This is a genomic window from Leifsonia sp. PS1209, from assembly GCF_012317045.1.
Lineage (GTDB): Bacteria > Actinomycetota > Actinomycetes > Actinomycetales > Microbacteriaceae > Leifsonia.
In genome coordinates, this window is the sequence record NZ_CP051154.1 from 2830294 (window position 1) to 2845297 (window position 15004).

Annotated in this window: 11 protein-coding genes and 1 pseudogene; 9 read left to right on the forward strand and 3 right to left on the reverse strand. The window is 61.3% G+C overall.

All coding sequences use genetic code 11. The features are described 5' to 3' along the window. Positions 1 to 363: 363 nt before the first annotated feature. Complete coding sequence (locus HF024_RS13455) at positions 364 to 2403, reverse strand: hypothetical protein (RefSeq protein WP_168689877.1); 2040 nt, start codon at positions 2401 to 2403, stop codon at positions 364 to 366. Positions 2404 to 3213: 810 nt separating this feature from the next. Here HF024_RS13455 and HF024_RS13460 point away from each other — a divergent pair. The 4 genes and pseudogenes from HF024_RS13460 (at position 3214) to HF024_RS20045 (ending at position 6672) form a co-directional block, all read left to right on the forward strand. Continuing rightward, positions 3214 to 3489, forward strand: coding sequence for a hypothetical protein (locus HF024_RS13460; protein WP_168689878.1), 276 nt, complete (start codon positions 3214 to 3216; stop codon positions 3487 to 3489). A 450-nt stretch (positions 3490 to 3939) separates the two neighbouring features. After that, a complete protein-coding gene (locus tag HF024_RS13465) occupies positions 3940 to 4179 on the forward strand; it encodes a hypothetical protein (RefSeq protein WP_168689879.1) in 240 nt (79 codons plus the stop codon). A 15-nt stretch (positions 4180 to 4194) separates the two neighbouring features. Then, positions 4195 to 4857: pseudogene (locus tag HF024_RS20040) on the forward strand (relaxase domain-containing protein); the annotation flags it as partial. Positions 4858 to 5274: 417 nt separating this feature from the next. Continuing rightward, entirely contained in the window at positions 5275 to 6672 is a 1398-nt protein-coding gene (locus HF024_RS20045; protein ID WP_348770485.1) for an AAA family ATPase, read from the forward strand. A gap of 14 nt (positions 6673 to 6686) precedes the next feature. Here HF024_RS20045 and HF024_RS13475 read toward each other — a convergent pair whose 3' ends face one another. Next, entirely contained in the window at positions 6687 to 6980 is a 294-nt protein-coding gene (locus HF024_RS13475) for a hypothetical protein (protein ID WP_168689881.1), read from the reverse strand. A gap of 198 nt (positions 6981 to 7178) precedes the next feature. Here HF024_RS13475 and HF024_RS13480 point away from each other — a divergent pair, with 198 nt between their 5' ends. Both HF024_RS13480 and HF024_RS13485 read left to right on the forward strand, forming a co-directional pair. Beyond that, positions 7179 to 8342, forward strand: coding sequence for a tyrosine-type recombinase/integrase (locus HF024_RS13480; RefSeq protein WP_168689882.1), 1164 nt, complete (start codon positions 7179 to 7181; stop codon positions 8340 to 8342). A gap of 52 nt (positions 8343 to 8394) precedes the next feature. Continuing rightward, positions 8395 to 9267 (forward strand): HNH endonuclease signature motif containing protein, encoded by an 873-nt coding sequence (locus HF024_RS13485; protein ID WP_168689883.1) that lies wholly within the window; start codon positions 8395 to 8397, stop codon positions 9265 to 9267. A 246-nt stretch (positions 9268 to 9513) separates the two neighbouring features. Here HF024_RS13485 and HF024_RS13490 read toward each other — a convergent pair whose 3' ends face one another. Next, positions 9514 to 10227, reverse strand: coding sequence for a DCL family protein (locus tag HF024_RS13490; RefSeq protein ID WP_168689884.1), 714 nt, complete (start codon positions 10225 to 10227; stop codon positions 9514 to 9516). Positions 10228 to 10419: 192 nt separating this feature from the next. Here HF024_RS13490 and HF024_RS13495 point away from each other — a divergent pair, with 192 nt between their 5' ends. The 3 genes from HF024_RS13495 to HF024_RS13505 all read left to right on the forward strand — a co-directional run bounded on the left by HF024_RS13495 (position 10420) and on the right by HF024_RS13505 (position 14827). Continuing rightward, complete coding sequence (locus HF024_RS13495; RefSeq protein ID WP_168689885.1) at positions 10420 to 11361, forward strand: DUF1837 domain-containing protein; 942 nt, start codon at positions 10420 to 10422, stop codon at positions 11359 to 11361. Beyond that, complete coding sequence (locus tag HF024_RS13500; RefSeq protein WP_168689886.1) at positions 11354 to 13900, forward strand: DEAD/DEAH box helicase; 2547 nt, start codon at positions 11354 to 11356, stop codon at positions 13898 to 13900. Before HF024_RS13495 ends, HF024_RS13500 begins: the two co-directional genes overlap by 8 nt. A gap of 405 nt (positions 13901 to 14305) precedes the next feature. Then, the gene (locus tag HF024_RS13505) at positions 14306 to 14827 is read left to right on the forward strand and encodes a hypothetical protein (protein ID WP_168689887.1); all 522 of its coding nucleotides are present in this window, start codon (positions 14306 to 14308) and stop codon (positions 14825 to 14827) included. Positions 14828 to 15004 lie beyond the last annotated feature (177 nt).

Consider the following 15004-nt stretch of genomic DNA (forward strand, 5'->3'; position numbering starts at 1 on the left):
CCGGGAACAGGATCGTCGTCGGCATCGGCACTTCCGTAGGCCCTTGGTGGCGCTCGAATTGCTCAAAATAGGTCCCAGCGGTCTCGATCGTTCGCATGAGCCGCGGCCTCCGTGCTCCCGTCAGGATGGCGGTGCCGTCAGCATTAGGAAGACGGACGATCGCCGCAGGCGAAATGGCCCAAACCCCGTTCGTCCAATCCACTTCGCAGTGCCCTAGCGATGAGAGGTCGCGCAGCCAGCGCCCCGTCGCTTCCCTACTAACACTTCGGTTCTCGGTCCGCGCAAGCCACTCGGCTTTGTGACGGAGATTCGAGGTTGTCCCGGAACCGATCTCGCTCATCCAAGTCAGGAGCAGATCGCCGATCATGCGGCTGCTCCCGCCAGCGCAAGCTGCGCGCGCCAGAGGCTCATGCCGTTTGCGTCTGCGCAGGCGCGCTTCCAGGCTGCTACCACGTCGACCGAAAGTTGATAGTTGATTCCGTTCATGTCGTCTAGAGCGCACAGAATCCAGGCGTCGCCGCGTCGCTGAGCCAACCACAGCGCTCCGGGCTGCACGAGGACTTCGAACCATGGCGAGTGAAGGTTCATCAGGGACAATAGCGCGGAGTTAGGCGGCTCTTTAATTTGTTGGGTGGCCCCACCGTCGCACAGCAGCCATGTTTCATCTCTGCCACGGCGTGCAAGCACCACAGCGCTCTCGGTCGTATCCATGCCGACGAGCGCGCCGCACACCAGTGGTCGACCTCCGGACCGGACCAGCCGCCCTTCAGCGTCCCAACCAATGCTTCCGACTCCCGGCGGCAGACTCGGATCAGGGTCCTCTTCAACTGAAGTGAATTCGAGGCGTTGTCCATCCGCGTCTATTTCGTGGTAGCCAGCTTCCCCCACGAATCGACGCAACTCCAACGGGAAGCCGTTAGCTTGAAGTTTCTCGTGCAGCCCATCGAGTCCGACGATCGCCTTACCTAGTTGGGGATCCGCTGGGACGAGCAGGTCTGGCTCCCCGCCGACTAAGTAGCAGCTCCGGGACAGTCTTGTAGCAAGCGGAAGACCGCCCACGAGCCGCGCGCGAGGAATGATCTCCGGGGAAACGCCGATGCGCCGAAGTGTGGGCAGACGCGAAAGCGCCGCATGCAGTGCCGACCCGTTAACGAAGCGCACATCGCGAAACAGGGCGAACCCCGGAAGAAGGACGCTCCCGCGCTGGGGAATCAACGACCAACCCTCCGCCGCCGCCTCCCGAAGGACCTCTTGGAAGTCATGGACATACTCAGAGGCGATCGCAACGAGGTGATCTTCGTAAGGTACTAGGCCAGCGGTAGACGACCACCCACCTGTCTGCGGGTCTGGAGTTAGGAACACGACTGGAGAAGGAGGGAACTCCGCCGTATAGGCTTCGCCCCTCAGGCGGAGACCCGATCTTACGGTTTCGGCCGACACTTCCGGAGCATCATTCGATGAGTAGTAGTCCCGGCCCTCAATCGCTCTTAGAGTCGTAAGTTGGCCGCCCGGAGGCGAGCACTGGATAGTCCCCGGAGTGTCTGCGGGCACCGCAAACAACCACTTCGCGGTCCAAGCCTCGATGTCTAGCCCCAGATGAACTGCAATACGACGCTTGCCGTCGCTAGTGAGCACCTGGCCGTCCCAGCTCTGAGCGAGGGTCAGAAGTACCTCTGCAAGTAGGGGACGTAAGTCAGAGTCCAGAAGCGCGCGCCGAAACGTCTCGCTTGGCTTGTTGTGAGGTCCAGCAGTCCACACATCCAACGCTCTCACAATCACTGCGGCGTCCGGCGCGTCGCCGGGAGGATATCCGAGAGCGTTGAAGAAACGGGTCAGGAGGATTCGATCTTGCGTCCTGACAAGCGCTTGCGACAGCGCGTAACCGATACGTCCTAGCCTGTAGTCTCCGCGAATTGTGGAAGCGCCGGTGCCCTTGCTTCTGATCCACTCGTCGAGTCCCTTCCACATCTCGACGATGTCGAGATACGCTCCCCCCTCTCGAAGATCGTCACGCAAAGAGGTGACGCTCGCTTCTGCGGCATTCGGGAGGATGGCTTGAGCTAGGCGAAGGTAGTAGTTGGTTGCTCGGGCTTGGGAGTCCGAATGCATACGGGTGGCGGCTAGGACCGTAATCGCCAACAGTGGCAGAACTGGCGGTGGGGATTCTCGTCCGCTTCGAAGCCACCGCTGATAACCGTGCAGAAGCGGCCTGAACATGGTCCTTCCGGACCGCAGGGAGATCGAGGCTTCAACGGCTCGTGCGAGGTCGGCTGCCGCATCTCTGGTTCCGGGGCAGAGGCGGACGAGTTCGTCGTCTCCGACGAAGAAAATCGTCGGCCCCGCATGACCAACGAAGTACGCGTCAGCGAGCAGGCGCTGCCAGTCCTCGAACGATCGCGCCATTTCGGGCCCTGCTCCTACTGTCTTAGTTCCAACTCACGATAGTGGCGCCCGTCGCGATGCGAAGCGCTCAGTCCGCCCCAAAACTGGGGCTGCCGTCTCCGTTTGTGTGCCGGCGCAAGGCACGCGGCGGTTGGCCTGAAGCCCTCGAATATCGGCTCGATCAGAAGGCGGCGCGACAGTCCCGTCGACGCCATGAAGGCCCAAGGTCTCCGACCTTCGGTTCAGTTCACCTGCTCACTCGACGGGGGCCGACGCCCGGGGGTCGGAGGCCTGCTCGCACACAAGCGACGGCGAACGAAATTGGGAGGCGAAAGGATGCAAGGAGATAGGACCCGGGATGGCCAAGGAGACAGGAATGGCGGAAGGAAGAATAAGGGCGGAGCAAAGACAAACGAACGAGCGGAGACAAGGGAGCAACACGGGATAGACCGAAAGAAAGCCAATGCACGTAGGCACTTAAGTGAAAGTGCCCGCACTGCGCAGGTTCGCACGTGTCCCGCGTCAACCTGGTTTCCGCGATGTCGCGCGCGTTCGCAGTCGATCGGTTCGCCGTCGAGACCAAATCCAAGATCGGCCCCGGGCATTGACCGAGGACACCGCAAGCGGCGCTGCGTTACCGCGATTTTCGCTGTCTTTCCGTCGCCCGATCGTAGCTCCCTCCCGGTGCTCCGTGCCGGGCTTTCGCGGCGTATCCTCCTCCGCTGCGCTCCCCGGTACTCCACGGTCCCGGCACTGCGCACCTCCCACTCGCTCTCGATCACCCGCCGGAAAGGCACTCAAAAACGATCGACCTCTGAGGGAGTGAGCGAGATGCGGGTATTCATCATCGACACCAGCAACATGGCCCGGGAACTGCAAGGCGGACTCATCGGCGTGGTCGGGTCTCGTAACCCGACTGCAGCAGAGAAGCAGGAGTGTTTGGAAACCGTCAGCCACTACGTGATGGGCGGGTGGGCGGTCGCCGCCGACCCGTCCACTCCGATCGGGTGGCTTGCGGCGCTCACCGCGGAGACGGCGTGCGCGCCGTTCGTCAACTTCACGCGACTCACGCTCGAAGAGCCCGACCTGCAGACGGCGCGGCGCTAGCCGACCTAGTCATCGGCGCCGAAGCCGATTCCAAGAACTTTGTGATTGGCGCGTCAAAACCGTCTCGAAAACACAACGTGTAGGTGTGAGGGCATCCGTTTCTGGTCGATACCGCGGCGCAGCTCGCCGGCAGCCTGGCCGTTGGCCGAGTGGGGAGCCGCCGGAGTGGCGGTGCATGCGGGTGTGCGCGCCCCGTGCGCGCCGAAATCGCCGCAGATTGCAAATGTATGAGTGGGGGCCGCTCTTCCGCTCGAACAACGGAACACACGCACCGGCCTGCGATGGTCGGATCCGTGGAGAAGGTGAGCGATTCCGGGAAGGAGCGCCGGTGCGCGCCAGCTGCGCGCCAAAACAACCGCCGAACCGGAAGTAGTAAGTGAAGGAGTGTTTCCGGACAAGAGACAAGACCGTCCATTTCAGGAGGCCTTTGACCAGGTGTGAAGGAGGTGAGTGCAGGTGCGAGGCGGAATAGCTAGATGGAAACGAGGACAACAGTCCCACGGCGTCAAACAAGCGGTCAACTACGCCTTCAGCGGTGCCTGCGACGCGACCCTCACCGCCAAAACCGCGGACGGGGTAATCGCCGCCGCTGGGTACGCCGACGCCGTGATGACCCGGTACATCGTTCAGAACGGGGCTATCCGCGACGACCTCCTCACCCGCAACCAGCTGAAGGACTGGGTCGACTGACTCGACCCGCTCACAGGGGAGCGCCGCGGCCGTGACCTGGAGTCTCCCGTGGCCGACCTGATTCTCGATGCGACGATCAACGCGCCGAAGTCGTTCTCGATCGCCGCCATGCTCGACTCCGGGTTGGCCGCCGCGTATGAAGACCTCCAAGACCGACTCCGTGACCGGATTGTGAAGCTGTGGCAGTCCGAGCTCAACGCCCGCCGCGGTAGAGGCGGATCCATCCGCGAAGACCTCGCCCGGATTGAGGTCGTCGAACTTCGACACGAACGCTCCCGGTCGTTGGACCCCCACAAGCACCGCCACCCCTGGCTGAACGTCAAAGTCCAAGGCGTGGACGGCAAATGGTCCAACATCGACACCCGTGTCGCGTTGCGGTTCCAGAACGTGATCAACGCCGAAGGCGATCTCGCCTCCCGCACCGACCCCGCCTGGATCAGTGCTCTCGCCGCGAAAGGCTTCACCCTCGATGAGGACGGGGAGATCGCCCAACTACAGCACCTGGTCCGGCCGCTATCGAAGCGGTCCGCGCAAATCGAAGCCAACAAAGTCACGCGTACCGTCTGGTGGAAACAGCAGCATCCGGGCCAGGAACCTTCCCACGACGTACTCAACCAAATCGACCACTGGGCGTGGGCAGTCGGCAGACCCAGTAAGCCCGGCGAGCTGAACGAAGATGGATGGGCCGCGCTCATCCGTGAAGAGCTCTGTACCGCCGACCCGACGATCGGCATCACACGTTCACCTGTCCCGGTGCCTAGCGTCGCCGTCCAGGATCTCGACCTCGAGTTGTTGGCAGCCAAAGCCGTTGTAGATGCGGATGCCCGGTCGACCGGCAGCGGCGGCCGGTTCAGCGTGATGGACGTGCGGGCCGGTGCGCTCCGAGCGATCTCGGCAACGGGCGTTGTCGCTGACCGTGACGTGCTCGTGAGGCTCGCTGAGGACGTTGTGGCGCGCTCGCACACGGTGACACTGATCTCCGAACCTAACGCCCCAAAGCACGTCAAGCACCTCATGGCAGTGTCCACAGCCATGCTCAAGGCCACCCTCGCCCAAAATGTCGACGCGATCTCCGCACCGGGTCAGATTCTCGACATGGATGAGGTCGCTGCGATCGGTCAGGCGCTGGAGCCCAATCACTCGCTGGATGACGGACAACTCGCTGGTGCAGCCGCGATCGGTGGCACATCGCGCAACGTCGTCATCTCCGGTCCAGCCGGCACCGGAAAGACCACAATGCTCAAAGTCGCGGGCGCTGCCCTGCGCGGACGCGGCCACAAGATGATCATCGTCGCGCCAACCAAGAAGGCCTCCGCTATAGCGGGACGCGAGACGATGAGTTCATCGGCGTCCCTCCACCAACTTCTTCACGAGTTCGGATGGCGCTGGGCGACTGCCGAGTCTGGCGCAACGGTGTGGCGGCGGCTCTCCATCGGCGACGTGGATTCGACGCCAGGCGGCGTCTATCGCGGACCTCGAACCCGCATCAATCCTGGTGATCGCATAGTCGTCGATGAGGCCGGCATGTTGGACCTCGAGGCCGCGACCGCGCTTCTTGACGTCGCGCATGACAATGGCGCGGGAGTCGCTCTCGTCGGGGATCAGCGACAGGCGTTGCCGGTCGGACACTCGGGCGCCATGGCGCTGTTCTGGCATCGGTCATCGCGGCGCGTCGAGCTCACAACTACCCACCGCTTCAACGACCAACTCTGGGCCGATCTCATGCTGCGACTCCGCCACCCAGACGGCGACGACGAGAGGCGCGAGGTCGCCGAGGACCTCGTGCGAACAGATCATGTCGTAATGACGGATAACGACGTCGCCGCACGCGAGGCGATGGTCGAAGGATGGTTCGACGCCACCCGCCTTCACGAGACGATCGCGTTAGTCACCGCGACACACGCCGAAGCGCAGGAGATCAACGAAGCGATCCAACGTCGACGGATCGAATACGGGGCGATCCGCCCTGGCCAAGCCTTTTCCGGGCAATCTGGACAGCCGATTTTCGTCGGTGACGTTGTCCAGACCCGGCGCAACGACAGTGCCGCTGACGTGCAGAACCGCCAGAACTGGATCGTAAAAGCGATCGGCGACGACCATGTGATCCTCACAGCGAGCACCAACACGACCGACCTGCGGAAAGTCAGCCTCGCTTACGCCCGAGAGCATATTCACCTCGCCTACGCCACGACCGTCTACGGAGTCCAAGGTGAAACGACCGACCGGTCGCTCGTGGGACCCGGAGTCGATGCAGCTGGTCTGTACGTCGGCCTCACCCGCGGCAAAACAGACAACGCAGCGGTGCTAGTTGCTCCGACCGAGACCTCCGCAAAGTATCAGCTGGTCGAGATGATGCAACGCCAAACGCTGGAAGAGACCATGGACAAGTCGCGAGACGCAGCGCAGACCGAACTCAGGCGGGCTGCCCATTCGCCCACCGGTCCGATCATCCCAGCGGGCGGCGCCCAACGCACCTCGGTTGGACTCAAGTGACCAGGCTGAAACCCCTACCCAGCCAGGCCCGTCGCGTACCACTCGCGGCCGACCAAGTTGACTCCATTCAGAGTGCCCCCTTCAGGATCGAAGCCGAAGACGGCGAGACCAAGGCTGTCAGCTCTGTCGACCGCCTGCGGGAGCACGCCGTGGCGAATGAAGATCAGCCCCCGACGCCCGTCAGCCGCGACAACCAATGCGGCGCGCTCCACTGCTTCCAAGCCAAGGTTCCCTCGCCTGTTCTCGACCCACCCGAGATAACGGGACGCGTACAGGTCGCAGGTCTGGCGCGATTCGCCCTTTGCCACGACCGTGTCTGTGGCACCGAGGTAGCGCATCCACGCCCGGCACAGCTCGACCGCTTCGTCGTCCGAGGCTCCACGCGGTCTCGGTTCAGGCGTCTCTCTCACAAGTCCAGAGTGCACCAAACATCAGATACCCGGTCAACCCGTTCGCCCCTGTCACCGCGACACGACCCCGTCGGTGGCGAGAGTTAGGTTCTGGCCGTGGGAAGCATCGACGCGTACGAGTCGGCGAAAGGCCGCCGCTACCGCGTGCGTTGGCGCGACCCTGAGCATCAGCAGCGCGAGAAGCGCGGGTTCCGTACCAAGCGCGAAGCGGAGCTTTACAACGCAACGGTCGAAGTGGCGATGATGAAGGGGACCTACTTCGAGGCGTCTCAATCCAAGATCACTGTCGGTGAGCTCGCCGAAGAATGGCTCGCCAACAAGGAGCAAGCCCTCAAGCCTTCAAGCTTCTCCCCAATCCGCATCGCCTGGCGCGTCTACGTCGAGCCCCGCTGGGCAGCGACTCCGATCGGCGCGATCCGGCCATCTGCAGTCGAGAAGTGGATCCGGGAGCTGAGCCAGGGCAACGCCGTAACGGTGCGGGTCCGCGAAGGCAACGCCGGCAAGCCACGCTCGGCCGGCGTGGTCCTCCGCGCCGTCGGGATACTCGCTGGGATCCTTGACGTTGCAGTGCGCGATGGGAGGATTCCCGCGAACGCGGCACGTGGCGTAAGCAACCTCCCGCGCAAGGCGATCAAAAAGCGTCGCCGGTATCTGACCAACGAGGAGGTCTTTCGCTTCGCGCGAGCTGTACCTGATGACAAGCGCAGCGTCCTCGTACTGACTTTGGCCTACACCGGCATCCGGTGGGGTGAAGCCATCGCCCTCACGGTCAACGACATCGACCTTGTGCGTTGCCGTCTGGCCATCCATCAGACCGCCACTGAAGTGGACGGGCTGATCCACGTCGGACCACCGAAGAGCTGGGAGGCTCGCTCGGCACCCTTCCCTGCGTTCCTCGCCCCTCGCCTCGAGGCGCTCATCGATGGGAAGAAGGGCGGCGACCTCGTGTTCCCCGCCCGCGCTGGAGGCTACCTCGCGCGACCAGACACTGCCTGGAACCGGCAATCCTGGTGGCTCACCGCGCTGCGCAATGCCGGACTAGTGCACATGACGCCGCACGACCTCAAACACACCGCTGCGAGTCTGGCTGTCAGTGCCGGCGCCAACGTCAAGGCGCTTCAGCGCATGCTCGGGCACAAGTCCGCGGCGATGACACTCGACACTTACGCGGATTTATTCGAAGACGATCTCGGCTCGGTTGCAGAGCGGCTTAACGATCGCGTCCTCGCCGAAAGCAACGGAGCGCTCTGGGGGACCTGACCCCCATCACGTTCGAGTTGGTAATCCTGCGCGCCGTCGATATGTTTCGGAGGTGACCGACCCGCGCCCGCTTCCCCTCCCCGACAGCGAAGAACTCGACGCGCTCGGGGTTACGGGGGACCATCGAACGATCTACAACTTCCTGTACGAACGGCGCGAGCTGCCGCCGACAATGAAGGAAATTCGCAAGCACGTGCGCGAGCGCAAAGCCAGTCTTGGCGATTCCATCGACCCTGAGGGAGACGGCGAGGCAGCGCAGCTCGATCGGCGAAAGCGCGACCTGCACAAGAAGTTCGACATTCGCGTGGTCAAGCTGGGTGATGGCCAGTCGCGGCACAAACTGTTCGGGTGGGCAGACCGAACCAATCCGAACGCGCACGTCATAAATAGGCGCGTTCGGTTTGAAGTGTTGCAGTCGGGGCGATGTAACAAATGCGGCAGGACGGCTGAGCACGATGGAGTAAAACTCGTTGTTGATCATGTGATTCCACAAGCGTGGAACGGGTCCAATGACATCTCGAACCTCCAGCCCTTATGCGAAGACTGCAACAGCGGCAAGAAGGACTATTACGGGCAATTTGACCGTTTCGCCGAGGAGATTCGCGACGCAATCAACTACGACGAGCCTCATAGGCGGATCGCGATGCTTCTTCTCGCGTTCCAGGGCGAATGGGTACCGTCGGAGCTACTGGCCGCTGTGGCTTCGGCTAAGCAGTACCAGGAAGACTGGCAGAAACGTATGCGGGAACTTCGGTACTTTGGATGGGACATCAAGTCAAAGCGAGAGGGTACTCGTGGTGAGCGTGTTCGAGTCTTCTACCGAGCCGCCAGCACCACATCACTTCCGAGCACGAGCCTTGCCGAGATAACGCGACGCATCGAAGGTGAGCGAGCTTCAGCGAAGAAGGCCTCACGCACCAGCTGAGATCAATCGCGTTGCCTGATCTGGTGAGTTTGAAACAAGTTCCTCCGACGGCTCCGCGCGAATCATGCAGCATCAAAAAACGATGTCGCCGTTGTAGCTGGCGGCCGCGGAGACGAGCACCTTTCCCGCGTCTTTGTCCGGCCATTTAGCCCAGCGACAAGCCTGGTTGAATGCTCGATCCGGGCCATCGCGAACGCTGGAAGTCCCGATCGGAGCGCTTCGATTCGCCGAGGCGCGGTCGCAGCCCTAATCCGGGAGCCAGGCGGACTCGTCGACCCGAGAACGCTTCGAACTCTCGCTCTTCGTCACCAGCTTCGGCCGCGCGTACCGGGAGTAAAAGCGACGCCAGCGCGCTCGAACGTTCGGGCTTGCGAGCCTGTCTCCCACGAAGGCTTTGCTCTCGCCCGACAACACCTCGATGTCGTCCCATCCCCCTTCCGACTCCGCAAACCGAAATGCCAATTGCGAGAAGGAGGGATTCTCGTAAATGACCGCCGCCGCCGAGCGCTCTGTGAATGGGGCCCCGGAGCGGTCGCTCGCCACTACTGCTTCCTCAAACCGTGCCTGGCGATACGACAAGCGGAGGTCGTCTACTTCTGCGCGAAGCGCCGACGTCACCCGTCGCTTCTGATCGGAGGGGTATATGGCTTCGACATAGCTGAAGTCGACTTCCGACCCGTCCACCCGCGTCAGCCAGAATCCAATCGTCGCCTCAGATACCTCGGTACCTGGGACGCCGGCGATGGTGCGCACCGAGAAATGGTCCACACCCGCCCCTACCTTGTCGCGAGCGTGGGGATGGATCGAAAGAATGGCGCTGATGATGGCGACGTCGCTTGGATCGGCCACTATGTCGCCGGGCTGATAGCGGCCGCCGCGCAGTATCCGCAGACAGTCGGCCTCAGCAGCTTGCCGGGTGGGCCATTCGAGCGTCGACGTCTTCACGGGCTTAGCAACCATCGTGTACTTCCTTTCTCGCTTTCATGGTGGCAGATTGGATGGTCAATTTGCTCAAAGAGGCCGCGGAGCGGCGCGCCGACCTTCCGGCGCGAGTCATGCGATGTGCAAAGGCGACGCCTGCTAGTTTCCAACTGTGAATCACGCTCGGGGGAACGGAACGCTCGCCACAACGCGCGCTCGTGGGATGAACCGTTGAACGCAGACGATTTCCTCCCGCGGCTCGAGTCGCTGGTCCGCGGAGACGGAACGCGGTTTACGCATTTCATTCCCCGCTTTGAAGACGTCGCGGTGGTCGATGGGACGACAACGACAGTAAGCACACACTTTCTTGCGCACGACGCCAACGGCGCGCCCGCTGTGACACTTCTCGCCGAGGCGATGGCAGCAGCTGCAATCGACTTCTGTATCCCTCGCGATCGCATTCAGGCTGCAGCGGCTGAGCAGGCACGTACAGGTTCGGCAACAGCGTTTGCAGAACTCGCAAGCCAAACCCGCGAACTATTCGTGCGTGCTAACACAACCGGCGAGGGTGGTGAGCTCTTGTTGTTCCTACTTATGGAACAGCTGCTGGGCCTGCCACAGATCCTTTCCAAGATGTCGCTCAAGACCAATTCCCAGATGCACGTCCACGGCTCAGACGGCATACACGCCGCATTGGCTGGAGATGGCATCCTCGATGTTTATTGGGGCGAATCCAAACTCTACTCAAACAGTAGTGAAGCCTTTCGCGACTGTTTCGAAAGCATCGCCCCCTTCCTGGCGACCGATGGTGACGAGGCCAGAAAGCGGGACCTGCTGCTGGTACGAGACCACCTGAATGTTGACGAAGTAGAGCTGGCAGCTCGCCTGCTGGAGTATTTCGACCCCTCGGATCCGAAGCGTTTGAACGTTCGCTGGAATGGAGTGTGTCTGGTTGGCTTCGACCGCTCGAGCTATCCCAACGTTCCACTACTGAAGGATGAGGAGCTCGCCACGTTGAGAGCCGCAGTCACTCGATGGCAGAACACGGTCAAGTCGCGTGTTGAGCAGCACAGCCTGCAGGCCGTTCGCGTCGACCTGTACTGCCTGCCCGTACCCAGCGTCGAGGATCTGCGAGGGCAAGTGCTTAAGGCGTTAGGGGTTAAGAATGACTAGAAGTCTGGAAGACGCAGTTTTCGCATCCGACGCATTCAGGGCAACACTCGACTCCTGCCGGCTTCTGACCCTTCGAAACGAGTTTCAAGACGTTCAATGGTCATCCGATCAGGAGACTATCGACTGGGGCTTTGCCCTCTTAGCGGCCAGCGCCCTGACATCGACTAGCTCGGAGCGCGCGCAGGCGGCAGTCCTGCGTGTTGTGATCGCCTGCCTCCTGAGCGAGACGGCCGAGCCAGAACACAAGTCCGCAGCGACCGTCTTGCTCGAGCGAGTTGGCAACCACATGACTGTGGACCTTGCGGAACGCCGCAAACTCGTTCCTGCCGATGCCTGGTCGGCCGCGTCCACCTCTTTGAAGCTGGAAGTAGTCCGTTCCAGGATCGCCTATTCCATTCGTCTTGCAGACCGCGAGATCCTGCCGGTGAACCCCTTCCAGGACAGACTCTGGAGTGAGCTTGACCATTCCGACTGGTTGAGCGTGTCAGCTCCAACCTCCGCCGGAAAGTCGAGAATAGTGCGCGAACGGTTCGTGGACTTCGCACGTGAGAGGGACTCTTTTACGCTCATCTACCTGGTGCCCACCAGAGCGCTGATTGAGGAAGTTTCGCGGGACTTTCGCAGGGAATCCCCTCCGGGCACGGGTGTCTTCACGCTTCCGTGGGATCCAGAATTCGACAAGACCAACAAGCGTATTTTGGTCCTCACTCAAGAGCGCCTGCACTTGATCCAGGAGTTGCACGCGCCTCTTCATATGAACGTCATGTTCGTGGACGAAGCCCAATCCCTGGGTGGAAATGACCGTGGGGTGCTCCTGCAGAGGTCTATCGAGCGGGCAGCACGCGAGAACCCCGATCTCAAACTCGTTTTCGCAAGCCCTCTCTCCTCAAATCCAGGCATCCTCGTCGAGCAAGCTCCTGCAGGCGTTCGGGTCGCTTCATTCACATCGGAGACAGTCACCGTAAACCAAAATCTCATTCGCGTCGAAGGCGTGCGGCGAAAGCCAGACCGCCGCGCGGTGAAGCTTGTTTCAGAGGGAGTCGCATCAGAAGTCGGTGAGATAGTGCTGCCGCAACGTGCAACGACAGTCCCACTTAAGCTGGCTTTGGTTGCGTTCGCCTTGGCCGGGGACACCTCCGGCAATGTCGTTTACGTCAACGGCGCTGATGACGCCGAGAAGGTGTCAAAAGCGCTCTTCGAACAGCTTCCGTTGCCTGACCACGACGACGATATTCAAAACCTCCGTGACCTCGTCCAGACCGCCGTCCACCCAAAATACCTCCTCGCTGACGTCCTCGAGAAGCGAGTCGCTTTTCATTATGGGAACATGCCACTTGTCATTCGGACCGAGATCGAGCGTCTCTTCGCCGACGGAAAGATCAAGTACTTGGTCTGCACATCAACTCTCCTTGAGGGTGTCAACCTGCCGTGTCGCAGCATCTTTATGCGGAACCCGCAGAAGGGCCGCGGGCGGCCCCTCTCCGAAGCTGATTTCTGGAACCTAGCTGGTCGCGCGGGACGCTGGGGCAAGGAGTTCCAAGGCAACGTTGTCTGCATCGACACGGACGATCCGGAACTCTGGGAGAACCTTCCCGCAACGCGCAAGCGATTTCCGCTCTCCAAGGCGGTCGACAACGGCCTAGATGACCCCAGTGGACTGCTTGATTTCGTCAGAAGCCCGAGGGTGGTCAGCGATGCTCGTTCGGAGAGCATCTTCTCGTTCCTTTGCGAGCGCAGATCGCAGTCATTGGATATACAGCCATTGCTCGACAGGATCACCCTCGAGAGCGAACGTCACGAGATGTCGACCGCAATCGATCGAGCACTCGAAGCCGCGACTTTCCCGTTGGAGATGATTACTCGCCACAACGGAATATCGCCCTCGTACATGGAACGTCTTTTGGAGTCTTTTCGTGCGGCCGACACGGAGCCGTCCGAGCTGGAACTTCCGCTGCCGGAAGAGCACGATTCGAAGGCAAGATTTCAAGAAGTCCTCGTCCTCCTTGGCGCAACCATGACCAACGTCTTTGGTACCCCGCAAGGGGCAGAGGACAGGCGGAAATGGCAGATCGCAAATCTCATCGTAAATTGGATGCGCGGAATGCCGCTAGCGCGGCTTATCGATCAGAGAATCAATTCAAATATCCCCATCGCACGTGCGATTCGAGATGTGATGAGCGACATTGAGACGATTGCCCGCTTCCAAGCGCCGAAATACCTCTCTTGTTACACGGACCTTCTGGGTGTCTATGCGAGCGAACGGGGTATCCACACGCCGGTTGGGAAGACCGACTACGCAATGCTTCTGGAACTAGGTGTATCCCGAGCGAGCGAAGTTGTTCTGATGTCTTTGGGACTGTCTCGAACTGCCACAGTCGCGCTTGGCGCATATGTCACACGCGACAGCTGGAGCGCGCAGGAAGCGATCACGTGGCTCGCCGCGCAGAATATCGAGTCCTTCGACATACCAGTTTTGATCCAGCGCGAAATCGCTGACGTAGTTTCATCGGCAGAACGTCGCCGGCTTACGGCAATCTGACCGAAGAGGGCGTTGGGTGATGTGCGTCAACTAGCGGGACGAGGCGACTGATCGTTGTTGGCTAGATGCTGGAGTCCGACAGTCCCATCGAGTCACGACGGCTGCGGTGGTCGAGTTCCAGCCAGTCGTGCCAGAACGTGACTGAATTGCCTTGCAGCAGCACTATTCGGCCTTCGGCGTTCGCGGCACCGTCACCGGGCATAGTTGCGGCCGGGTCTTAAGGGGGAATTGCTCGTCCACGCAGATAAGCAGTTCTTTGAACGAGGATCGGGCCGGCGCGGGTGTCCGGCCGATCGACCGGCTTGCGAACACGCGGGCGCGTTGGCCGCGACGACCCACATTGGGTGGCTCCTTGGCCGCCGCAGGTCTGCCCACTCTGTCGGACGTAGCCGGTAGAGTCGAGCAATGGGCAATGGCGCAAATGACGAGGTTGACGCCGCGAACGATGGGGTTTCGGCGAGCAAGTTCGCTTCCTTGCGACGCCTGGGCGCGAAAGACTTCAGTCGGTTCGCCGTGGAAATGCAGCACGTGAGCGAGCAGGTGCAACTCAAGCTCGTCGAGCAATTGCCGGAGTTCCGGAAGCTAGCGGCAGACGCCATCGCTTCAGCAGAGAAGGCGTTCGAGGCGGCACTCAAGTCGAATGATGAGAACGACCGTGAGCTGAACGCGGCATTCAAACAATGGCGCGATTCATTGGACAAGGTGCTGGAGAACCCCGAGCTGACACTGGAGGAGCGGTTGCTCGTCACCAGGGAGATCGGCCGCACGGTCGAGATGCAGAGCGCTAAGAACACGGAAAGCAAGTCCTTCAAGACAAGGCTCTTCCAACAGCTCGTCATCGGCGCGGCGGTCGCCGTCGGGATTGTGGCCGTTGCGGTTGTGGGCGGGAAGGTCGGCCTGGAACAGGGCGGCTCGAACAACGCCTGAGCATTCTGCGCATTTTGCGGTCGCTGGATACCGACCCGGAAGTAGAAGGGGCGTGTGCACTGTTTGCCAGAAGACATTCACCTACGAGGAGATTGCGGACGATCACACCCAACCGTGAGGTGAGGGCGGCAAGACCCTTCCCGACAACCCCCAGAAGGTGTGCTCGTTAGGCAACAA